The following is a 22419-nucleotide window of genomic DNA, read 5'->3' as shown; positions in this document are numbered from 1 at the left end:
GCCTCGAATACAAAAGGAGATGACATGTTACAGCAAGAGATTCAACGCTTTACTCTTGCCCAAGATGCAGCACACAGACCTGTATCTATGCAGTTAATTGCGACCTTACTGAAAACTGTCTCACCGAGAAGTGCACCTACAATAACTTCACACAGGCGTTCAATAGCGATTTGCTTCGGTTTGGCGGCGGGGCTTTGGTGCACTGCCGATGCTTTCGCACAGGCACATCCGACATCACCGCAGCTCGGAGACACGGATCACGCAACCGTCGTCACAGAGGCATCGAGCAGCATTAACTGGGACACGATTAGATGGGTCGAACGGCGCTACAAAATCGAGGCAATGCGCTTCAAGGCGCGAGACGAAACCGGCATCGACTGGTTGGGCAGCGACGAAGTGGTGGTTGAAACCACCGATGCCAAAGGTTGGACTGTCTCCAGGGAGGTCGGTAACATCGATTCGGGCGACACCCACAACTTTAATCCAGCCAAGAGTTGCATCGTCGCGGTACGCCCCGGTATCGTCGTGCTCGACGAGTCCTCAGTGTGCGAAAAGGTCGGCGAGCCCGCACCACTAAATTTTCAGGTCGAATTATGGGAGCAGGACTCGGTCGGATTCCCGAATGGATTTTGCGTCGGAGGAGAAGAAACGCCAGAACCAGGCCGTCATGCCGGCCCGTACTCCGCGAGCTGCCCAAACGGAAGTGGATTTAACGACTTCATTGGCCGCGCCCAGATTAACTATTCGACGCAGGAACTTGAGGCCGCGCTACCTAAGGTTGGCGACGAATTGATTGAATCCATCACACTGGATCCCTGCCCCGGCCAGATCTGCGCCGGCTTTGCCGACTACACCTTTACTTGGCGTGTCACGCGCCTGCCCAACGCCCTGGTCAATCTCGGCTCGGTGCTCAACGAGGCGATGCAGCGTAGCGGTGCACGCTCCGAACTCGAGGCGATCACAACCAGTTTGCGGTACTTGCGCGCACCGAGCTCACGCAAGATCGAGCGGGAAATAGACAAACTGCCATTTAAGCATTGAGAGAAAAATGGAGGCAGTTTTCACATCCTGATAGCACGATAAAATATGCTGAATCTAAGGTAATCAAGGGCGTGTGCTGGGCGCGCTCCGGCGACTTAACAATTCATTCAAAGGGATGCTTCTTAGCGGAAGCGCCCGCTACTTTTTCGCTTGCTAGTAAAATGTGTAGCATCCACAACATAGCCACTATTCGATATTAAGCAACTTTCATTAGCCTTCGGTGCCACCGGCATTTATTAAAAATCTGTATTAAAATACTACCCAATAAATTTATTGCTTTTGTAAGCAATCGAACATCAGGTGCACTCAAAATCCAAGTGCAATAATTTCTTCAAAAAGTATTGCACGGGGTTCAAGTCATCCAAATAGCTATCGATGCCGGTCGCTTTTGACTTTATGCAACATCATATTGCGTTTATCACTTGGGATTTGAAAACGTCCCTGAAAATTATTAAGGAGAAATTTAATGGTGAGTTTACAACCGCCAGTTTGCGATTTTGGCTGGAAGGCTCATGAATTTAACTTGCGGGGGGTAGATGGAAAACGCTACACCCCGAAAAATACATGTGGCAAGAATGGGCTGTTGGTGATGTTCATTTGCAACCATTGTCCCTATGTGAAATCCATCCGTGATCGCATTGTGCGGGATACACGCGAGCTGCTGCAACATGGCATTAACAGCATTGCCATCATGTCGAATGACTCTGCAGAATATGAGGAAGACTCATTTGAGAATATGCAAAAAATGGCTCAACAATACGCTTATCCATTCCCTTATGTATGGGACGAAACACAGCAAATTGCTAAGGATTACGGAGCAGTTTGCACGCCAGATTTCTTCGGATTTAATGCTCAACTGGAATTGCAATACCGTGGTCGACTGGATGCCTCGCGCAAGGAGGCGATGCCGGATGTACCGCGTGATTTGTTTAATGCCATGGTGCAAGTAGCGCAAACGGGCAAGGGGCCACTAGAGCAGATCGCCAGTATGGGTTGTTCTATTAAATGGAAAAACGAAGCATAAACCTGAATCCGTTCCACTGAATTGCGCTTCATTTCTTGAGCTGACGCTCATCAGTTTCCCAAGTTTTGCGGCTGAATTATTTGTACAGAGACGATGAAGCCATGTTGTTGAGTAGCAAACCCGACTTGAGCCGCACCGGCCTATTTATTTCTTGCCGGTTAACGCATCACGGTCAATACACGTCAGCAGTTACAAAGCAGTTGAACATCATGAAAGGCGATTGACGTGCGGATTTTGATACTCGGGGCCGGGCAGGTCGGTTCGACAGTGGCAGAGAGTTTGGTTGGAGAGGACAACGATATCACCATCGTTGATACTGACGCGGAAAAATTGCGTCTGTTACAAGATCGTTTTGATCTACGTACTCTAGTGGGAAATGCATCCCATCCTTCTGTACTGGAACAAGCTGGCATTGCAGATGCTGACATGTTGTTAGCCGTTACGCAAAGCGATGAGGTTAACATGGTGGCCTGCAAGCTTGCCGCCAGTCTGTATAACACCCCGACCAAGATTGCGCGCATTCGCGCCGCAAATTATCTGGAACATCCCGAAATATTTAGTGCTGATAATTTTTGTGTCGATTTTTCCATTTGCCCGGAACAGATACTCACTGATTACATCTATAAATTGATTGAGTTTCCAGAAGCCCTGCAGGTGCTGGAATTCGCTAATGGCCGGGCCTCCATGGTGGCGGTCAAAGCGTTTGAGGACGGCCCTCTGGTCGGACGGGAATTGCGTTATCTGCGCACACATATGCCCAATGTTGACACCCGGGTTGCGGCAATTTTCCGCCAGGACGGCTCAATTATTCCCGAAGGTAGTACGGTAATCAAAGCCGGCGACGAGGTTTTCTTTATTGCCGCAACCAAAAATATCCGCACTGTGTTGAAAGAGTGGCGTCATATGGATAAGCCTGCCAAACGTGTGATGATTGTAGGCGGTGGCAATATAGGACGTCGGCTGGCACGAGCGCTGGAGCGCGATTATCAGGTTAAGCTGATCGAGCATAACAAAAAAGCGTGTGAGCGCCTGGCAGCCGAGTTGGCCCATACGCTGGTACTCTGTGGCGATGGGACCGATGAAAACCTGCTGGCCGCCGAACATGTAGCTGATGTAGACGTATTCTGTTCTCTGACTAATGATGATGAAAACAATATTATGTCCGCACTGCTAGCCAAAAAAGGGAAGGCACGTAAAGTGCTCTCATTGATCAACCGTAGTTCATATGTTGAATTGGTGCAAGGCGGGAAGATAGATATTGCCCTATCACCGGCCCACATTACGATCGGTTCGTTGCTCGCATACGTCCGTCAGGGCGACGTGGCAGTGGTGCATGCGCTTAGGCGCGGAGCGGCAGAAGCGCTGGAGATGGTGGTACACGGCGAGCGACATTCGTCTAAAGTGGTAGGACGGCGCATTGATGAAATTGAACTGCCCAAGGGCGCGACTATCGGCGCAATTGTGCGGGGCGATCAAGTAATCATGGGTCACCACGACACGGTGATTGAGGCGGACGACCATGTCATCGTATTCGTAATCAACAAAAAGATGATTAGCAAGGTCGAGAAGTTATTTCAGGTCAGCATAGGTTTTTTTTAATGCAACACTCGCTGACCGTTATTCACGCGCTTGGCACGATGTTAATCCTGTTCAGCGTAACGTATCTCTTTCCTATTTGTACGTCACTGATTTATCAAGATGGTACATTGATAGACTTTGCCCTGGCGATGGTGATGACATTTGCGGTGGGCTGTCTGATGTGGATGCTTACACGCCACAACAAAGGTGAGCTGTCTATCCGCCACGGCTATTTACTGGTAGTACTGATGTGGACGGCGATGCCTGCTTTTGCCACTCTGCCGCTATTGCTGCTGATCAACGGTCTGTCGTTCACCGATGCCTACTTTGAGACAATGTCTGCCATGACAACCACGGGCGCGACGGTGTTGACCCAGCTGGACGCTTTGCCACCCGCCATCAACCTGTGGCGGCACGAATTAATCTGGTTGGGCGGCATGGGGATTATCGTGCTTGCGGTAGCAATTTTGCCCCTGCTGGGCGTCGGCGGGCGCCAGTTGTATAAGGCAGAAACGCCCGGCCCGATGAAGGATTCCACCCTCGCCCCGCGTATTACCGAAACTGCACGCAATTTGTGGCTGGTATATCTGTGCATTACCTTGGTCTGCATCCTATCGCTAAACGTAGCGGGGATGTCCTGGCTAGATGCTATATGCCATGCGTTTTCCACGATGGGGTTGGGTGGTTTTTCCACGCATGACGCTAGCATAGGATACTTCAACTCTGCTGTTATTGAATTTGTGCTCATCGTATTTATGTTGCTGGCCGTAATAAATTTCGCAACACACTTTCTGGCATGGCGCGAAAAGAGCTTAAAACTTTATTTGCGTGACACCGAGACCCTCTGCACCATCATACTTATACTGGCAAGTTGCCTGGGGATTGGCACATTTCTATGGTGGCAGGGGACTTACCCGAGTTTCTGGACCGCACTAAGGCACGCTAGTTTTAACCTGATCTCGATTGCGACCGATTGCGGTTTCGCCAGTGTAGATTTTAACCAATGGCCCATGTTTACGCCGCTGTGGATGTTGTTCTTAAGCTGTATTTCCGCCAGCTCCGGCTCTACCGGCGGTGGTATTAAAATGATACGCACGCTCATTTTAATTAAGCAGACAGGGCGGGAATTCCTCAAGCTGTTGCATCCGGCCGCGGTCAACCCGTTAAAAATTGGCGGCCGCGTGGTGCCAGACAACATCGTGTTCTCAGTGTTGAGCTTTATCTTTCTTTACTTCATGAGCGTAGTCATATTGACCTTCACGCTGGTGATCAGTGGGTTGGATTTCGTATCCGCTTTTTCTGGGATAATTGCTTGTATCAACAATGCTGGTCCTGGTTTGGGGATCTTGGGACCGGCCAGCAACTACGGAATATTAAATGATTTTCAGACTTGGATATGTACCTTGGCCATGCTGATCGGGCGCTTGGAAATCGTTACCGTGCTGATCATTTTTACGCCGCATTTTTGGCGGCGATAACCTGATCTTTCATCAATGTCTGTGCGAGAAACACGCGAATTAGAGAAAATTCATAATTGATTGTTTTACTAACGTATCACTCAATAACTAGGGCGGATAATGATATTGCAAAAACCTGTTATTTTGCTATTTGGCAAGAATGGGCAAGTTGGCTTCGAGTTGCAAAGAGCATTGTCGCCGTTTGGCTTGGTGCATGCCTTCGGCCGACAAGATTGCGATTTGACCCAGTTATCGCAAGTAAGAGAAATTATGCGTCAACTACGGCCCGATATTATTGTAAATGCTTCGGCTTACACCGCAGTAGATAAAGCCGAAAGCGAACCACAGATTGCTTACCTGATTAATGCCACCCTACCCAGTGCGCTCGCAGAAGAGGCGGCTTCTATAGGCGCATTGCTCGTGCATTATTCGACCGATTATGTGTTCGATGGTACGCAGCCCGGGTGGTATGTAGAAGACGACATCTCGAACCCGCAATCGGTTTATGGTACAAGCAAACTTGCGGGCGAGAATGGAATTGCCGCGACGGGTTGCCGCAATTTGATCTTTCGTACCAGTTGGGTATTCGGCGCACATGGTGGCAATTTCGCCAAGACGATTCTTAGGCTTGCTAAAGACCGTGAATCGCTGAATGTAATAGCTGATCAGTATGGTGCGCCGACATCAGCGCATTTAATTGCGGATGTTACCGCCCAGGTTATTGCTCAGTATTGGAACGAAGTAAATCGAGAAAGCTTTCCCTATGGCATCTATCATCTGGTTGCTGCCGGTGAAACAACTTGGTACGAGTATGCCAAATACGTCATTGCTTATGCTGAAAAGGCAGGAATCGAATTACAGTTAAAATCGAGTGCAATTGAAGCAATTCCGAGCATCAACTATCCATTACCTGCACCACGTCCGTCCAATTCCAGGCTTGATAGTGGAAAACTGCGAAAAACGTTTAATCTGACTCTCCCAGATTGGCAGCAAGACATGGTGCATGTATTGGAGAAAATTATTACGGTTTAAGCATCATGATCAAATAGAATTCTACGAAACAAATTCCAGGATCACGAACATTAGTGAATGAAGCTGCGGACGCAAAGCGTGGCACGATGGGTATTCGATGGTAGTGCTGACTGAGCTTGAATACCCAAATCGCCAAGTGCTAAATTATTCACCGGAGCGCACTAAGCGCACCCGATAGCCAGCACTGTTATGCTCCGAGCCGTAGTCCACGTAGCCATAATCGAAATTAACTCCCCAAGCATAAGAAGGCTCGCCAGCCGCGGGCGGAGCCGACCAGAAAGGAGATCCTGGCGTTCCCGGAAATGCGTCCGTATCAATCGCCGGGTTACAGCGGCTGGAATCCACAATGCTCGACAGTTCCTTTAAACTGGGGAGGCGCCAAGGTTTGCCACTGGTTAAGGCTTCGTTTTTAGCCCAGCTCTGGGCCTGGTCTGAGCTATAAGCGGTTGCGTTCCCACTACAACCATTGGCTGTGATCTTCATACCTTCTGCACAACGTCGCCAGATCAGACCGGTAACGCTGTCAGTGACTTCATTACCATCCGTCGAAATTACATATCGGGCTTGGGTTTGCGCCTCTGGATCGCCTAACTCAGCTACTACGTCTGTTAACGGCAGGGGGGTAACGGTTTCCATGATCATGCTCCTAAAATAAATTCGCGTATCCTGTCTCTAGCTCTATAAAAAAACTAAAAACAGCGTTTCATTATATTTAATTTCAATCCATAGTGTCCGGTTAAATGAAGGGGTAAATCACTGAGAAGCACGACTACCGCAAAATTCAGCGGAATGAGTAGTGTCTCTGATTGAAGGTGGTTCTGGCAGTCTTTCAAAATATCTTCAAGCATATTTAAACGAGTTTATTCTTCACTTCAACAGGCACTTCCACAATGAACAAATGATATGAGGCATCCTGTAAGTAGTATCCTTGGAGTGCAAAATGGACAGAATGTAATAAAATTACGCACAAAATAATACGCAAGCACTTCACATCTTGTCTTTTTTTAGTTACGATGCACTCTTAAGTCCTGTAGCGCACCTTCACTCAGCTTCACATTAAATAAATTTCATCCCTAACTTAATAATTATAAAGCGATATCGATCATGAGTGAGCACATCCATTATGTTACTGATTCAACCTTTGCTGCCGATGTGCTGCAAGCACCATTACCAGTACTGGTAGACTATTGGGCAGAATGGTGCGGCCCATGCCGCAGTATCGCTCCAATTCTGGAAGAAATTGCCAAGGAATATGCCGGGCGCATCACCATAGCCAAAATGAATGTAGATGAAAACCAACAAACTCCGCAGAAATACGGTGTCCGTGGCATTCCCACGCTAATGTTGTTTAAGAACGGAAGTATTGAAGCAACTAAAGTTGGCGCGTTGTCTAAATCGCAGCTCACCGCATTTATTGACAGCCATATCTAAATCATTTAGACTTATTTTGTAATATTTCTTAAATCTCGTTAGATCCTTCTGCACCCTACTCACAAATCCTGACACTCAAGACAGTTCATGTACGCGGCATCCCCGCGCAAACCGTAACACCTCCCTAAGCAGGCTCCCTAAACTTCGTAATACACCCACCCATCCCTATATGCATTTATCTGACCTCAAAACCAAACACATCACCGAACTGGTGGGCATGGCAACAACAAACCAGATTGACAATGCCAACCGCATGCGCAAGCAAGACCTGATTTTCGCTTTGCTTAAAAATCAAGCAAAAAAGGGCGAGAGCATTTTCGGCGAAGGTACGCTGGAAGTATTACCCGACGGATTTGGCTTTCTGCGCTCGCCGGATATTTCTTACTTGGCGGGACCGGATGACATCTACGTTAGTCCAAGCCAAATCCGACGTTTCAATCTGCATACTGGAGATTCAATCGAGGGCGAGATCCGCACCCCAAAAGAAGGGGAACGTTATGTTGCCTTAGTAAAGGTGGACAGGGTTAATTCCGAGGCTCCGGAAAATACGAAGAATAAGATACTGTTTGAAAACCTGACACCACTATTCCCAACTAAGCAAATGGCACTGGAGCGAGACATCCGCGCCGAAGAAAACGTTACGGGTCGCATCATTGATATCGTCGCTCCCATTGGTAAAGGTCAACGCGGGTTGCTGGTAGCCTCGCCAAAATCTGGCAAGACCGTGATGTTGCAGCATATCGCCCATTCCATCGCGGCAAACAACCCTGATGCACATCTGATTGTTCTGCTGATCGACGAGCGTCCCGAAGAAGTCACCGAAATGAGTCGTAGCGTGCGCGGTGAAGTGGTCGCATCTACCTTTGACGAGCCTGCCACACGCCACGTCCAAGTCGCCGAAATGGTGCTGGAAAAAGCCAAGCGTCTAGTTGAGCATAAAAAAGATGTGGTCATCCTTCTGGATTCCATCACTCGGCTGGCGCGTGCCTACAACACAGTTGTGCCGTCTTCCGGCAAAGTGCTTACTGGCGGCGTTGATGCCAATGCCCTGCAGCGTCCCAAACGTTTTTTCGGCGCAGCCCGCAACATTGAAGAAGGCGGCTCACTTACCATTATCGCCACGGCGCTAGTGGATACCGGTTCTCGCATGGACGATGTGATTTACGAAGAATTCAAGGGCACCGGTAATATGGAAATTCATCTTGACCGACGTATGGCAGAGAAACGTATCTATCCGGCCATTAACATCAATCGTTCCGGTACACGCAGGGAAGAATTACTGATTAAATCGGATCTTTTACCCAAAATTTGGGTACTGCGTAAACTGCTCTATCCGATGGATGAATTGGAATCAATGGAATTTCTACTGGATAAAATTAAAGCGACTAAGAACAACGCTGATTTTTTCGATTCAATGCGCCGCTAAAATTTCAAAAACTTAATCCAGAAATTAATATGGCCCTCTTGTGGCCCAGCATAATTGAGAGGCCCAAACAAGGGCCTCGATTAGCTAATCTTGCAGAAATGCTACTTCCCCATAACCACCACTAAACTGGCTTGAAATCCAATTAACGTTCTTCAGGCCTACTGAAAACTCTCTCCTTGGGTCGGGGGAAATTTTCTTTTACTTCTACGGTGTCGGATAAATTACAGCCTTTGCGCAGATTATCTTCTTCCTTCTCTAAGGCAAAAGTAGCCATCATTTTTGATGAATGAGTAGCTAAAATAATCGTCAATCCAGGAAACTGTTCCTGTGCCATTTTTTTAAGCCGAGACAGAAGTCGTTGTTGCCAATCTTCGTGTAAATGTGCTTCAGGTTCGTCAATCAGCAGAATTGTGTTGCGCGTCATATATGCGCCAAGACGAACAAACAATTGCACCAGACTTTTTTCCCCGTTACTGAGTGTGTCGAGTCGATGCAGCTTCCCATTACGCACAACTTCAACCTCATGCGGATCTTTGCGAACATCCTTGATTGCGGTACAGGTATCGGTAAAAACTCGCTCATTCACCAATTTTACCGCGCGATCAAACCGTCCATCATCAAGCCACTTCAGCCAAACCAGCAGGTTATCAAGCGAGTCACGCCAATCGCCGCTTTCTGCACCAAAAAAGTGAGAAGGAGCGTAATTCCAGTTCATAGGGGGAACAATGGCGCGATGTTGATCTGGATTAACTGGCACAATATTACGATAGGCTGAAAAATAAATAACTGTGGGCCAGTCCAGTATACTTTCTTCAAAGCCACCAATTTTTTCACCCGTGGCTGCATCAATACCTGAAATAAAATTTGTAATCCATTTATCATGCAGGCCGATTGTCGACCAGATTTCTGCTTCATCGCGGCAGAAACCAAAACGATGCCACTGTTGCGCACCCACTTTGCTCAGCGCTTCTTCATCCCACTGACACAAGCTATTTGCCCCCTCCAGCTGACCAGCAAGCAAAGATAACACTGCAACTCGTTCATGGCCATCTTCACTGTAGTGAATACGAAAATCCAATTGCGCCCGCCCCGGGCCACGATCCAGATTTTCCAGATTAAAAGGTGAGTCAAAGCGGCGATTATGAGCTGCAGCTAAATCCTGAGGCTTGGTAAAGCCTGTCATTCCCACTAAGGCTAAGATCAATTCTAATATCGTTGTCTTGCCTCGGCCATTTTTGGAATGGAGCATAAAGAAATTGCAAGACTCGCCATTATTATCGGTGAAGTTTATTTCTTCCGGTTGTGTTTGGAATGGGCCCATGCGGTCTATGGTCAGTCGCAACGGCGTAAATTCATATATCTGGAAGTTATCCATTAATTGCTTCTCCTTGTGGCGATGGCTGTGGCCTGCACGATGTTGTAGTTATTCAGCAAGAAGCCATGCATACGAGCTGTTGGTTGACCCAAGAGCCGCTAACATTCGCCCGTTCACGGCAAGCTTTCCGTACCGGACTCATGGAAAAACGAAAAATATTTTAGACTAAGGAGGATTGTCCAGTCAAGGTAACGTCAGTTCGAGTTCCAAGAAGGATGCAATAATTGGAGGGGAATGCTTTTTAATATACCCTCCTGAGCAACAAAAATTTAGAGGCCAAACACCTTCACATACGTTATATTTACCAGCTCAAAAGACCCGCAAGTTGGCCAAAATATACAGTTGTTCGTCGTTCATATGATCACCATTCTTGCATAATAATCGATCACGGCCACCTCTGTTCAGACTCAAATTCCATTAGACAAAGCTACTACTAGGCATTGCACAGAATTCTGATTAAAATGTTACACTGCATTAATTATAATGTACTTTTTTAAGCATAATCACAAATGCAATTTACCCACTTTACCGATTATTCATTGCGCACTTTAATTTACTTGGGCGCACAGCAAAACATGCTGGCTACGATCAGTGAGGTTGCTGCGAAATATGGTATTTCGCAAAGCCATTTAACAAAAGTCGTACATCAACTGGCTAACCGCGGCTATATTCAAACCATACGCGGCAAAGGTGGCGGCATGCGCTTGGCACGCTTACCGCAGTTGATCAACATCGGGGACGTAGTACGCGATATGGAAGAAAATATCAATCTGGTTGAGTGCTTTAATGCAAAAAACCAAAGCTGTCCCTTGCTGCCCGCATGTATTCTCAAGTCAGTGCTTCTAGAGGCGCGTAAAAATTTCTTTGATACCTTGGATCGCTACACTCTGGCAGATTTGTTGACTAATCAATCATTTCTGAGAAAAAAACCCGAACTCCTGAAAAGCACACATTAAAATCAAAACTTTTTTTGTTGGCGCCTTAATCACTCTATGTTCAAAGGTAGGCTGTCGCTTTACACAACTTCAACTCATGCAGTTAGATAGTAGGCAAATTCGGCAACGCAATTTTATTGTCAGTGCTGAACAGATAATCGTTGAACACATGCTCGGCCGTTAGTATCTGATAAGTCCCATCCGGTAAACGGCGCGTGGTGTCCTTGAGGCGGTAGGTGTTATGTCCGCAAGTCCAGCAATCAAAGTTGCGCATAGCGGTGCACAAACAGGTTTTGTCCATAACGGAGATTTTCTTAGCATTTGGATGAGCCGCTACCTCGGCATTGTAAGCCGTGATGTAAGCACAATTACCATTGCCGTCCAGCAGATAGCCGTAGGCTTCGCAGTTGGGGCGGATGCCCGCGCCGATGGCCGGACTCTTCTTCAACATGCGCATGGGATAGCCGGTAGGCGAAATCATGTTGACCTCAATATCTTCCTCGTTGGCCTTAAAGTACTCTTGCACAATCTTTTCCGGCAAACCACACTCACGCGTTGCCGTAAAGCGTGTTGCCACTTGCACCGCCGCAGCACCCATTTCAAGATACGATACTGCATCGCTGCCGGTAAAAATACCGCCGGCCGGTATGATAGGGATGTTCAACTTTTCGGCCTGCAAGTACTGATAAATTTCTCTGAAGATTTCTCGCAGATCGTATTTCATCCAGTCCAAGCCAAAGCCCAAATGGCCACCGGCCAGCGGCCCTTCTATCACGATATAATCCGGCAGGCGGTTCAGTTTGGCGTTTTTACGCAAGAAAATTTGCAGCGCACGTAGCGAGGAGACAATAATACCGAGCTTGGCATCGCGGAAACGTGGATGATCTTCCATCAACGCGAATGAACCCAGATGCAATCCGGCACTCAAGGTAATTCCATCTATACCGGCAGAGAGTGCCCCATGCAATCGTACCCGCAACGTTTCGCGCGGGGCGTTCATAGTAAGCTTTTCCATGCAATTAACGAAAATCATACCAGAACCGCGCTTGGCTTCCATGGCTCTGCTCAGGTGTAAGCGCGTCGATTCTGCAATCTGTCCAAGATCAAATTGCACCGTGGACTTATCAGTATTAGCAACATTATATTTATACTGCCGGAGCTTTGATTTAACGAAATTCGTATTTAAAAGCCGGTCTGTTACAGTCGGCAGCATAGCATCAGAAAGATGCCCGATGCCGCCAAGACGCGCAGCTTCCAGCGCCAGTTCGGCCGTGGAAATATCAACTCCCATCCCGCCAATCATGATAGGCACTAGCTCTTGCTTGCCAAATTTCAAACGAAAATCATTAACACACTTCATTGCCATCCTTCAATTAAAGACGCTATATCAGCTTGGTAATAATAGGCAGCCTCCTGCATCATACGCAAATATTTGTAAAAAACTATTGGGTATTCATATTAACAAGTATCTCGAAAACAGTACGTTGATCAATGCTGTAAAAGCATAACTTTCAACTACAACAGATTTACTACAGGCAACGCAAAGCCAATTTGCGTTTATTAACGTGGAAACTTTGAATAAATCGGAATGGGAACAGGCACGTTCGGCGAAAACTATTTACACCCACCTGAAAAATCGGTTTTCCACAGCCTCAAATATGCATATGGACAAGCGCTTCCAGCTTATTTTTCGCCGCGCCGCTGGCGATAACTTCCTTGGCCTTTTTTATACCCTCTTGTAGCGTTGAAGTCAGCCCCGCCACATAAATGGCCGCACCAGCGTTAAGCTGCACGATGTCACGTGCGGCACCGGGCTGATTGTCCAGCACCGACAACAACATCGTGCGCGCCTCCTCAGCATTGGCAACGCGTATGCTATCCAGCGGCGCGGCGTGTAAATCGAAATCTTGCGGTTGCACCACGTATTCGAGTACCTTATCGTCCTTCAGTTCCGCAATGTAAGTTGGTCCGCTGATAGAAATTTCATCCATACCATCTGCGCCATGCACCACCAACACGTGGCGACTACCGAGCTGCTGCAATACGCGCGCCAATTTCACCGTCAGATCCCGCTGGAATACGCCCATTACCTGGTTCTGAGCGCCCGCCGGGTTAGTAAGCGGACCCAGCAAATTGAACAACGTGCGCACGCCGAGTTCTCGCCGCACTGGTGCGGCGTATTTCATCGCGCTGTGATGATTAGGCGCAAACATAAAGCCCACACCAAGTTCCTGCACACAGTGCGCAATTTGCTGCGACGTAAGGTTAACATTGACGCCAAATTTTTCCAGGATATCGGCGCTGCCACAGGTACTGGAAACTGAACGTCCACCATGTTTGGCTACGCGTGCTCCCGCTGCCGCCGCGACTAGCGCACTGGCAGTGGAAATGTTAAAGGTCTGCGCACCATCACCGCCAGTACCGCAGGTATCAACCAAATGTCTATCATCCTGCACCGTCACTTTACTCGACAGATTGCGCATTACCTGCGCTGCCGCCGCAATTTCAGTGACAGTCTCTCCCTTCATATGTAACGCAACCAAAACCGCTGCAATTTGAACAGGAGCAAGCTGCCCGCCCATAATGTTCCGCATCAACTCATACATGTCGTCATGCGGCAGGTCTTCACGATTAAGCAGGCGATTAAGCAGACTGGCATAGTTCATTAGCGTTCACCGCGCAAAAAATTAGCAAGCAGTTCGTGACCATGTTCAGTAAGAATGGATTCCGGATGAAATTGCACCCCTTCCACCGCCATCGTTTTGTGACGTACTCCCATGATTTCCCCGTCTTCAGTCCATGCGGTAATTTCCAGACAGTCGGGCAGCGTGGCACGCTCGATCACCAGAGAATGGTAGCGTGTAGCGGTGAATGGGTTGGGCAAGCCGTGGAAAACGCTACTATTGTTGTGAAAAATGGCCGAGGTTTTACCGTGCATGAGCTGCTTGGCGTGAATAATCTTTCCACCGAATGATTGGCCAATGCTCTGATGGCCTAAACATACACCCAGCAGGGGGATGCGTCCGGCAAAGCGCTGAATGGTTGCGACCGAAATTCCAGCTTCGTTGGGCGTGCACGGTCCCGGTGAAATTACGATACATTGCGGTTGCGATGCCTCAATCTGATCCAGTGTAATTTCATCATTGCGATGCACAACCACATCTGCACCTAGCTCGGCGAAATATTGCACCAAGTTATAGGTGAAAGAATCGTAGTTGTCTATCATTAGCAACATAAATATACCTAACTATATGACTTTTCTTTAATTATTAAGTTAATAATTTGTTAATGTTAACAAGCATCAAGACTATAGAGCCTAATCATTAAAATCAGCCCTTTAATCTAATCGTTCTGCCTGAGAGGGCGCTTCGCTAACACCTGCAACTTGGATGGGTTCTGACAAACGACTTGCGAGTACCTTGTCAATCCGTTTACCGTCCAGATCAACAACCTCCAGCCGCCATTGCTCCCACATCACGACGTCAGCGACCTTAGGTAGCCGTCCAAGCAACCACATCACCATTCCGCTAAGTGTATGGTATCGACCCTTGTCTTCTTCAGGAACAGACTTCAACTCTAATTGATCTTTCAACTCGGGCACTGGGATCATGCCATCCAGTAACCACGAACCGTCTTCGCGCTGTACCGCCCAGCGATCCTCAATATCAGGCGGTCTGAATTCGCCAGTAACTGCCTCCAATACATCTTGAAGGGTGACCAAGCCCTGAACTTCACCATACTCATCTATGACAAAAACCATATGCGTGTCTGATCCTTGGAATTGTGCCAAGAGTTCCAATCCAGTCAGCGATTCGGTCACAAAAACGCATTGATGCAATTGTGCGGTCAGGTCAGGGCGTCCGCCATTAAAGGTCTGATTGAACAGTTGCTTGATAGTAGCCACTCCAAGCAAGTCACCCAAACCACCCCGGCAAACCGGAAAGCGCGAATGATCTGATTCTGCCATGCGTAAGAGGTTGGCTTCAAGTGGCTGGCTGATATCCAAATATACGATATCCGCTCGGGGGATCATTAGTGATCCAACTTGTCGTTCATCCAAGCGGAAGACGTTGCGAACCATATCATGTTCATGCTGCTCAATAATCCCGGCTTCGGAACCTTCTTCCAGCATTGCATGAATTTCCTCTTCCGTTACGCTAGGCTCCGCTTGCTGGCTCTTCCCCATCATTCTCAGAAGAGCATCAGTAGATATCGACAGCAATCGCACGAACGGATGCGTAATTAATGCCAAGATATGTATAGGTCTTGCCACCAGGCGCGCAATTCCTTCCGGGTTAAATTGAGCGATGCGTTTGGGTACAAGTTCACCGATAACAATGGATAGATAGGTAATCACCACGACTACCAAAGCGGTTGCGCCTAGCTCGCTTGGGCGCTGATCAACGCCCAGCGTTTGCAGCCATGCTGCGAAGGGGGCGGCAAATACCGCCTCGCCGACGATACCGTTCAGGATACCGATTGAAGTGATTCCGATCTGGATGGTAGACAGGAAACGTGTTGGATCCTCGCCCAAACTCATCGCCACTTCTGCCGAGATATCGCCGTCTGCCGCTAGACGCGCTAGACGGACATGTCGAGCAGTCACGAGGGCTATCTCCGACATGGCGAAGATGCCATTCAGCAAAATCAGCGTTATCAGGAACAGTATATCCATGAGATTATTCGACAGCATGGTAGTAAGGAAATGAAGTACAAATAACGGGGCAGTTGCCTTCGCTGGGGCCTTGCCAAATGTGAGATAGACGGAAAAACAATGCCCAGATTATTGAGCTTGCCATCGCCTTGGGAATAATCAAGGATAGTAAAAAAAAATCCCCGTTACGTTTTTTTCCGCACAGCCAAAGAGCCATGGTGATTCGTACGAAGAAAAGACAGACGAGCAGATAACAAAATAAGTTCTCTGATAAGGACTTCTCCCCATTTATTATTCGTTTACTGATTTCAGTGGAATATATATATGCAAGTGAACAATCACTACTACTATTCATAGGACGGAGTGAAACCCCGCTCCCCCTGTCTGTTATTTTAATGGTAGCCATCATAACAGACACCATAAAAATTTGTTATCAATTTGATTTCTATATTAATTAATTGCATTAATGGCTCTTTTTATTTCAAAAAAAGACATCTGTAATATTACTCTCGACTCTTTAAATAATCGGCGAACCATAGTAACAATCAACCACTACAAATTAAGCCGCTGTAGATAATTCGCAACTTTAAAACTCTCACTTAAGCTCTACCAAGGCCGCAATTTTAAGCAATAATAATTAACATTACTGATACGGCTTTGCTATCGGTATGGATACACATGGTACTTGAAACAGTTTGCGATCTTCGAGACGAATGGCAGAAAGTGCACCACCCCACAAACAACCGGTGTCGAGCGCAATAATTTGAGGAGTAACTTTCAACCCCAATGCCGACCAATGTCCAAAAACGACTGTGGCATTGACGCTGGCACGCCCTGGTACATCAAACCACGGCATGTATCCCTCAGGCATATTGTGCACCTTATCCTTAAATTTAAATTCCATTTCACCTCTTAGAGTGCAAACACGTATACGCGTGCAGGCATTAGTGATAACGCGGAGGCGCTTGTAACCACTAAAGTCATCTTCCCAATGGTCAGGATGGTTGCCATACATCTGTATGAGAAAATCGTGGTAGTGTTTACCCGCTAATACAGCTTCTACTTCATGCGCCAGCTGCTGTGCCTGGGCCACCGTCCAGCTCGGCAGCAACCCGGCATGTACCAGCACGAAATCACCCTCCACATATAGCAGACGCTGCGCACGTAGCCAGGTCAGCAGTTCATTTCGATCGGGCGCGTCAAGAATGTCATGCAGCGTGTCACAGCGATGTAATTTAGCAACACCCTCAGCCACCGCAAGCAAGTGTAAATCATGGTTACCCAGCACGGTGATGGCGGCATCTCCTAATGATTTTATCAAACGCAGCACGTGCACCGAATCCGGCCCACGATTAACCAAGTCACCCACCAGCCATAGCCTATCGATTACGGGGTCGAAACATATTTGCTCCAGCAACCGCAAAAGCTCGGTGTAACATCCCTGTATGTCGCCTATCGCATAGGTTGCCATTATGCGCAATCAGTCAGTTTAATTCCCTGCACATTAAGAATATTAGCCCAGAGAATTATATTCAGTAAATTCACAGTGAGATGCATTTAGTGTTATTTTAACTTTGCAACGCCATTAGAATCTGGACAGTATTCCGGTATCCATTGTGTCAAGGCACGTTTAACTTCTGCATCGTCCTGCGTAGTATGCGTACTAAACCAAATTAATAAATTTCTCAGCCATGTGGCATCCACTTCACGCGCTTGTGCGATGCGCAGTTTTACATGAGGAGTGGGCAAAGTGTGCTCGTTGTCAGCCAGCAGTTCTTCGTACAGTTTTTCACCTAAGCGCAGACCAGTGAATTCAATCCGAATATCATCCTTGCTTAGACCGGAAAGACGAATAAGGTCATTCGCTAAATCAACAATTTTTACTGGATCACCCATGTCCAATACAAATATTTCTCCGCCTTTGCCCATTAAACTGGCCTGCAATACTAGTTGTGCGGCCTCGGGAATCGACATGAAATAGCGTGTGATATCTGGATGTGTGACGGTAAGTGGCCCCCCCTTCGCAATCTGTTCGCGGAATTTTGGAATGACACTACCGGTGCTGCCCAAGACGTTACCGAAACGCACCATAATGAAGCGCGTTCCACCAGGCTGCTGCAATCCCTGACATACCATTTCTGCCAAACGCTTACTCGCTCCCATCACATTGGTTGGATTGACCGCTTTGTCGGTAGAGATCAATACAAATTTTGCTACATCATGGCGCTGTGAAGTAGTGGCCACCGACCATGTACCCAACACGTTATTGCGTATCGCCTGCCAAGCGTTATGTTGCTCCATGAGGGGGACATGCTTGTATGCGGCTGTATGAAAAACCACCGCAGGCTTATACTCAGAAAAAACTTGATCAAGACGGGCAGCATCGCGTACATCGCCAATCAGGCAAACTACGTCGAGGCCATCGAATTTCGCGGCCAGCTCCTGTTCCATGTTATACAGTGCAAATTCACTCAACTCGAACATCACTAAAGTACGCGGCTTGAAGTGTATGATCTGGCGGCATAACTCAGAGCCGATGGATCCACCAGCACCGGTTACCAGCACGGTTTTGTCAGTGAATAATTCATGCAGCCCGGCCGCATCCAATTGCACCGGATCACGTCCCAGCAAATCATCCAGCTCCACGGCACGCAATTGCGAAATGGCAACACGTCCACTTAACAGGTCATCGAAGGACGGTACCGTCAGCACTTTGACTCTGGCTTGATTACAAATCTCAAGCGCACGCTTGCGCACTTGGTGCGGAGCTGATGGCATGGCAATAATGGCTTGTTTTACACCCATGCGTTCTGTCCATTGCGGCAGGCTACCCAGCGCGCCCAGCACCTTGATCCCATTGAGGATACGCCCATGATTATCCACATTGTCGTCCAGAAAACCCACCAGCCGCCAATCGCGGCTGCGTGCCAGTTCCTTGGACAAACCTACGGCTGCATCGCCCGCTCCTAACACCAGCACTGGCTCTACATTTAATTTTAGATTGTGATAAAAACCATGCTCTTTCCAGAGCCGATAAATGAAACGGCTCCCGCCCATTAATAGTAGCAATAGCGCAGGGTTAATCACCAGTACCGAGCGCGGTATTACGGCACTGATACGAAACATCCACAACACCAAAGGAATGAACGCGGCCGCCGTCAGCACTGCCAAAAAAATTCGGCGCAAGTCAGTTACACTGGCATAGCGCCATAAGCCGCGATATAAACCAAAGCGCCAGAAAATAATACTTTGCAATGGTACTACCCAGATCAGGGTATGCAGCATCTCATCAATGAAATGCGGTGGTGGTTCGAAATTGAAGCGCAACAGATAAGCCAGGCTCCAAGCAAATGCGGCCGCCGCAAAGTCATGCAGCATAGCCAACAGGGTACGCAGATCTAATTTAGCCACGCTGGCTTCGCTGAAATTCTTTCCAGCGATTATCCAAAATTAACATCAGCCCAGCATACACCCCCCCCCATATCAGGAACAGAAGCCATGGCCATTCGTTAGACTGACGCAAATACCAAATGGCAGATGCACCGACCGCAAACATCAAAATATATTCAAATAATGCGACATTACGATGTCCCCAACCAATCTGCACTAAGCGTTGGTAATAATGTTCGCGATGTGCTTGAGAGATTTTTTCACGACGAAACATACGCTTCAGCAAAGTGACACTAGCATCTACGATGAAAGGAGAGAACACCAGCAACGGAAACCATCCGGGCCATAGTTCCTGTTGCCAGCCCCACAACCCCATCGCGGCAGATAAAAAACCAAGCGGAATAGATCCTGCATCACCCATGAATACTTGAGCCGGATAAAAATTGTAATAAAGCAGACCCAATCCCGCGGCACCGATTGAAAAATTCAGCATAGCCTGAGTATCAGCGCCATGCATCAGTGCTGCTACGCCATACATGGTGAAGCCGAAAAATGTCATACCGCCAGCCAGACCATCCGATCCATCCATAAAATTAAATAGATTGGTCATCCAAACTACGCACAACAACACGAGTAAAGCCTGCGCTATACCCTGAGCCAGTAAGCCGGAGCCAAACACCAGAATTGCAGCAGCCGCGACATGCGCCAACAAACGTTGTCGTACTGGCAGGCCGCGCACGTCATCTAACAAAGAAACACCGAACAGTAAAATCATGGGTAATACCACCCACCAAGCTAATGACATCACCATCAATGCCCAGGCAGACAGGAGACCCGCCATCAACCCCACCCCGCCAATACGCGGAATCGGTTCCTCATGCAATGAACGTTCATTGGGGATATCTTGAATTTTTTTACCAGCTTTACTGAATACGATAATAGTAATCACCAACATGGTGATTAGAGCGGCAATCAGGGGGGCGTAATGCGACATGGGGATTTTTACTCTATAACAACATTGATAATTTCCGCGCAATTTTCATGCGAGGTCGTTACTGTATGGAAAATTGCTTAACAAATCCTCGGCTAAGTTTGCATACTTTATGAAAAGCAATGGATTGCAGAAAAAATAGCATATTTATTAACTCTTCTTACCTAAGCGTCGGTACGACTCTGCGGTCGCTTGCAGCCCCTGTTGCAAAGTATAAGGAGGAACCCAATTTAAATCACGGCGGATTTTACCACTATCGACCTGCAGCGAACCGAGTAACCGTTCGACTTGATCAGATTTGCCGAATAATTTTCCCAATATATGTAACCAGCTTGGCGGAAATGGCAATAAGCGTGCGGGACATCCTGCCGCATCGCTTAATTGGCGCAACAAATCCGGGGTGGAAACATCCTCGCCATCACTTACTAAATAAGTCTGGCCTGCGGCGACAGGGTGGGTCGCGCAGACTATCAAGGCATCTACCAGATTTTCCACGTAAATCAGACTGCGGCTGTTATGCACAGAAGCAAATGGCAAAGGAATGTGTTTGGCGGCCACTGTTAGCATTTGTGCAAAGTTGCCTTTTACTCCCGCACCATAAACCAATGGGGGACGCACAACCACAATTTCCAAGCCGGTTTCTCGGGCAATGCACCACAACGCTTGTTCGGCTTGCCATTTAGAGATGCTGTAAAAATCCTGTGGATTGGGTTCATCCAGCTCTGTAAATAACTGAGTTGCGCTGGTCTGCTCGCCATTCACCTTGATCGAACTAACGAAGACGAGCCGCTTCACCCCAAGACAAGCAGCCTGCCGAGCGAGATTTGAAGTGCCGTGCAGGTTGACCTTGAGAAACTCCACTAATGGATCTGAAGCATTTTCTCGCATTACATGCACTCGTGCGGCGAGATGAATTACCACATCCACATCGCGTAATGCATCAGCCCAATTCGTCTCACTATCAATTGCGCCGACGACTATGGCTTCAGCATTTTCAATCAATGAATTCTCTGAACGCACCGCCGCGCTTACAGACTGTCCTCGCCGAATCAATTCAGCACAGAGTGCTTTACCAACAAAGCCACCAGCCCCTGAAATCATAAATTTCATAATGATAACCAACGACGATTAAGCATATTAAGTTGGGTTAGCTTTCATCGCTCTATCGTGCCTTTGTCCATGTTTTTTTTCGCCAAACGCAACCAGAATATTTTTAAAAATAAGGCGGAACAAAAAAAACGCATCATACTCATAAGATGCCACTTCAAATACTTGAAACTGTGATGACTACTCCTACGTGCAAGATGAATCACCTTGGCATCAGGACATACGACCACTTCATAACCCTTTAATCTCAGCCTGGCGCATAAATCTACATCTTCATAATAAAGAAAATATCGCTGATCAAACCCACCTAGTTTTTTGAATACCTCGCGCGGGAATAACATGAACATCCCGCCTACCCAATCAGGAAATATGGGATTACTTTTTACAAGATAGTCGCTGCCTTTACATCTGCCGAACGCTTTGCAAAATATCTTAAGCGGCGTTGGGAAACGACGAGCACTGTCTTCTATCTCGCCACTCGTACTCAATACAAGCGGCGCAGCCACGCCAACTACAGAATCCTGCAGGCACGCAAGCAAAGCCCGAAATGGATTATCGTTCAGCCGGACATCTGGATTCATTACACAAAAAAATTGCCCCACTGCATATGTAAATGCTTGATTGTGATTGGCAGCGAATCCCCTAGGAATGGGATTGCGAATAACCTTTATTGGAAATAAAAAACTATCTACTGTGAACGGTAGCACCTCATCCAGGTTAAGTGTGAGAATCAATTCGATCAATAAAGCCCGACAGTGCTGGTTGATATCATGCAGTAAATATTCAATCAAATGAATTTGTGCATGGCTGACAACAGAAATGGAAATTTCAGGCGATTGTTCTACGGCTATTGTGCCCATCAAAAATAATAAACCTGGGGTACTTGAGTAACTTGCCCCGCTATCAGACTTTTATCCATAAATTCTATTCCGCTGGTTGGTAGCGATAATCACAATTACCTTTTGGTAAAAAATAAAA

19 protein-coding genes are annotated in these 22419 nt (G+C 47.5%); 8 read left to right on the top strand and 11 right to left on the bottom strand.

Going from position 1 to position 22419, the window contains the following annotated elements:
* Positions 1–24: 24 nt before the first annotated feature.
* The 5 genes from W01_RS11470 to rfbD all read left to right on the top strand — a co-directional run bounded on the left by W01_RS11470 (position 25) and on the right by rfbD (position 6132).
* A complete protein-coding gene (locus W01_RS11470) occupies positions 25–1041 on the top strand; it encodes a hypothetical protein (protein WP_173054815.1) in 1017 nt (338 codons plus the stop codon).
* A gap of 466 nt (positions 1042–1507) precedes the next feature.
* Positions 1508–2065 carry a thioredoxin family protein gene (locus W01_RS11465; protein WP_173054813.1) on the top strand — a complete coding sequence of 186 codons (558 nt, stop codon included), beginning with the start codon at positions 1508–1510 and terminating at the stop codon, positions 2063–2065.
* Positions 2066–2290: 225 nt separating this feature from the next.
* Complete coding sequence (gene trkA / locus W01_RS11460; protein WP_173054811.1) at positions 2291–3664, top strand: Trk system potassium transporter TrkA; 1374 nt, start codon at positions 2291–2293, stop codon at positions 3662–3664.
* The gene (locus W01_RS11455) at positions 3664–5121 is read left to right on the top strand and encodes a TrkH family potassium uptake protein (protein ID WP_173054809.1); all 1458 of its coding nucleotides are present in this window, start codon (positions 3664–3666) and stop codon (positions 5119–5121) included. Before trkA ends, W01_RS11455 begins: the two co-directional genes overlap by 1 nt.
* Positions 5122–5226: 105 nt before the next feature.
* Positions 5227–6132: a dTDP-4-dehydrorhamnose reductase gene (gene rfbD / locus W01_RS11450; protein ID WP_242006949.1), complete on the top strand. Its 906-nt coding sequence runs from the start codon at positions 5227–5229 to the stop codon at positions 6130–6132.
* Between the two features lie 144 nt (positions 6133–6276).
* Here the strand turns inward: rfbD and W01_RS11445 are convergent, their stop codons facing one another.
* Complete coding sequence (locus tag W01_RS11445) at positions 6277–6768, bottom strand: Lcl C-terminal domain-containing protein (RefSeq protein ID WP_173054805.1); 492 nt, start codon at positions 6766–6768, stop codon at positions 6277–6279.
* Positions 6769–7236: 468 nt separating this feature from the next.
* Between W01_RS11445 and trxA the strand changes: the two genes are divergently transcribed.
* Positions 7237–7563: a thioredoxin TrxA gene (gene trxA / locus W01_RS11440; protein WP_173054803.1), complete on the top strand. Its 327-nt coding sequence runs from the start codon at positions 7237–7239 to the stop codon at positions 7561–7563.
* A 169-nt stretch (positions 7564–7732) separates the two neighbouring features.
* Positions 7733–8989: a transcription termination factor Rho gene (gene rho / locus W01_RS11435; protein ID WP_173054801.1), complete on the top strand. Its 1257-nt coding sequence runs from the start codon at positions 7733–7735 to the stop codon at positions 8987–8989.
* A 142-nt stretch (positions 8990–9131) separates the two neighbouring features.
* Here rho and W01_RS11430 read toward each other — a convergent pair whose 3' ends face one another.
* Positions 9132–10364 (bottom strand): AAA family ATPase, encoded by a 1233-nt coding sequence (locus W01_RS11430; protein WP_173054799.1) that lies wholly within the window; start codon positions 10362–10364, stop codon positions 9132–9134.
* A gap of 509 nt (positions 10365–10873) precedes the next feature.
* Here W01_RS11430 and W01_RS11425 point away from each other — a divergent pair.
* Positions 10874–11320 (top strand): Rrf2 family transcriptional regulator, encoded by a 447-nt coding sequence (locus tag W01_RS11425; protein ID WP_173054797.1) that lies wholly within the window; start codon positions 10874–10876, stop codon positions 11318–11320.
* An 82-nt stretch (positions 11321–11402) separates the two neighbouring features.
* On the opposite strand, the gene W01_RS11420 is transcribed toward W01_RS11425, so the two are convergent.
* The 9 genes from W01_RS11420 to W01_RS11380 form a co-directional block, all read right to left on the bottom strand.
* Positions 11403–12659, bottom strand: a complete 1257-nt coding sequence (locus tag W01_RS11420; protein WP_173054795.1) for a nitronate monooxygenase — start codon at positions 12657–12659, stop codon at positions 11403–11405.
* A gap of 292 nt (positions 12660–12951) precedes the next feature.
* Entirely contained in the window at positions 12952–13965 is a 1014-nt protein-coding gene (trpD, locus tag W01_RS11415) for an anthranilate phosphoribosyltransferase (RefSeq protein ID WP_173054792.1), read from the bottom strand.
* On the bottom strand, positions 13965–14534 hold the full coding sequence (locus W01_RS11410) for an anthranilate synthase component II (RefSeq protein WP_173054790.1): 570 nt from the start codon (positions 14532–14534) through the stop codon (positions 13965–13967). The genes trpD and W01_RS11410 overlap by 1 nt, the downstream gene beginning before the upstream one ends.
* 102 nt (positions 14535–14636) lie before the next feature.
* Positions 14637–15974: a hemolysin family protein gene (locus W01_RS11405; RefSeq protein ID WP_173054788.1), complete on the bottom strand. Its 1338-nt coding sequence runs from the start codon at positions 15972–15974 to the stop codon at positions 14637–14639.
* A 622-nt stretch (positions 15975–16596) separates the two neighbouring features.
* Positions 16597–17424, bottom strand: coding sequence for a symmetrical bis(5'-nucleosyl)-tetraphosphatase (locus tag W01_RS11400; protein ID WP_173054787.1), 828 nt, complete (start codon positions 17422–17424; stop codon positions 16597–16599).
* A 92-nt stretch (positions 17425–17516) separates the two neighbouring features.
* Positions 17517–19331 carry a polysaccharide biosynthesis protein gene (locus tag W01_RS11395; RefSeq protein ID WP_173055938.1) on the bottom strand — a complete coding sequence of 605 codons (1815 nt, stop codon included), beginning with the start codon at positions 19329–19331 and terminating at the stop codon, positions 17517–17519.
* Positions 19332–19356: 25 nt separating this feature from the next.
* A complete protein-coding gene (locus W01_RS11390; protein WP_173054785.1) occupies positions 19357–20337 on the bottom strand; it encodes an MraY family glycosyltransferase in 981 nt (326 codons plus the stop codon).
* Positions 20338–20484: 147 nt separating this feature from the next.
* Positions 20485–21444: a UDP-glucose 4-epimerase family protein gene (locus W01_RS11385; RefSeq protein ID WP_173054783.1), complete on the bottom strand. Its 960-nt coding sequence runs from the start codon at positions 21442–21444 to the stop codon at positions 20485–20487.
* Between the two features lie 44 nt (positions 21445–21488).
* Positions 21489–22301: a glycosyltransferase family 2 protein gene (locus W01_RS11380; RefSeq protein WP_173055936.1), complete on the bottom strand. Its 813-nt coding sequence runs from the start codon at positions 22299–22301 to the stop codon at positions 21489–21491.
* Between the last annotated feature and the right edge of the window lie 118 nt (positions 22302–22419).

It is taken from the genome of Candidatus Nitrotoga sp. AM1P (assembly GCF_013168275.1).
Classification (GTDB): Bacteria; Pseudomonadota; Gammaproteobacteria; order Burkholderiales; family Gallionellaceae; genus Nitrotoga.
Note: the sequence above shows the minus strand (reverse complement) of the source record. Positions and strands in the feature narration are given on the sequence as shown.

What these genes read in the sequence shown, in the direction of transcription:
- W01_RS11400 (WP_173054787.1), bottom strand. Translation starts at nt 17,424, where the DNA reads ATGGCAACCTATGCGATAGGCGACATACAGGGATGTTACACCGAGCTT.
- W01_RS11410 (WP_173054790.1), bottom strand. Translation starts at nt 14,534, where the DNA reads ATGTTGCTAATGATAGACAACTACGATTCTTTCACCTATAACTTGGTG.
- W01_RS11390 (WP_173054785.1), bottom strand. Translation starts at nt 20,337, where the DNA reads ATGTCGCATTACGCCCCCCTGATTGCCGCTCTAATCACCATGTTGGTG.
- W01_RS11395 (WP_173055938.1), bottom strand. Translation starts at nt 19,331, where the DNA reads ATGCTGCATGACTTTGCGGCGGCCGCATTTGCTTGGAGCCTGGCTTAT.
- W01_RS11385 (WP_173054783.1), bottom strand. Translation starts at nt 21,444, where the DNA reads ATGAAATTTATGATTTCAGGGGCTGGTGGCTTTGTTGGTAAAGCACTC.
- W01_RS11405 (WP_173054788.1), bottom strand. Translation starts at nt 15,974, where the DNA reads ATGGATATACTGTTCCTGATAACGCTGATTTTGCTGAATGGCATCTTC.
- trpD (WP_173054792.1), bottom strand. Translation starts at nt 13,965, where the DNA reads ATGAACTATGCCAGTCTGCTTAATCGCCTGCTTAATCGTGAAGACCTG.
- W01_RS11455 (WP_173054809.1), top strand. Translation starts at nt 3,664, where the DNA reads ATGCAACACTCGCTGACCGTTATTCACGCGCTTGGCACGATGTTAATC.
- W01_RS11465 (WP_173054813.1), top strand. Translation starts at nt 1,508, where the DNA reads ATGGTGAGTTTACAACCGCCAGTTTGCGATTTTGGCTGGAAGGCTCAT.
- rho (WP_173054801.1), top strand. Translation starts at nt 7,733, where the DNA reads ATGCATTTATCTGACCTCAAAACCAAACACATCACCGAACTGGTGGGC.
- W01_RS11425 (WP_173054797.1), top strand. Translation starts at nt 10,874, where the DNA reads ATGCAATTTACCCACTTTACCGATTATTCATTGCGCACTTTAATTTAC.
- W01_RS11380 (WP_173055936.1), bottom strand. Translation starts at nt 22,301, where the DNA reads ATGGGCACAATAGCCGTAGAACAATCGCCTGAAATTTCCATTTCTGTT.
- W01_RS11420 (WP_173054795.1), bottom strand. Translation starts at nt 12,659, where the DNA reads ATGAAGTGTGTTAATGATTTTCGTTTGAAATTTGGCAAGCAAGAGCTA.
- W01_RS11445 (WP_173054805.1), bottom strand. Translation starts at nt 6,768, where the DNA reads ATGGAAACCGTTACCCCCCTGCCGTTAACAGACGTAGTAGCTGAGTTA.
- trxA (WP_173054803.1), top strand. Translation starts at nt 7,237, where the DNA reads ATGAGTGAGCACATCCATTATGTTACTGATTCAACCTTTGCTGCCGAT.
- W01_RS11470 (WP_173054815.1), top strand. Translation starts at nt 25, where the DNA reads ATGTTACAGCAAGAGATTCAACGCTTTACTCTTGCCCAAGATGCAGCA.
- W01_RS11430 (WP_173054799.1), bottom strand. Translation starts at nt 10,364, where the DNA reads ATGGATAACTTCCAGATATATGAATTTACGCCGTTGCGACTGACCATA.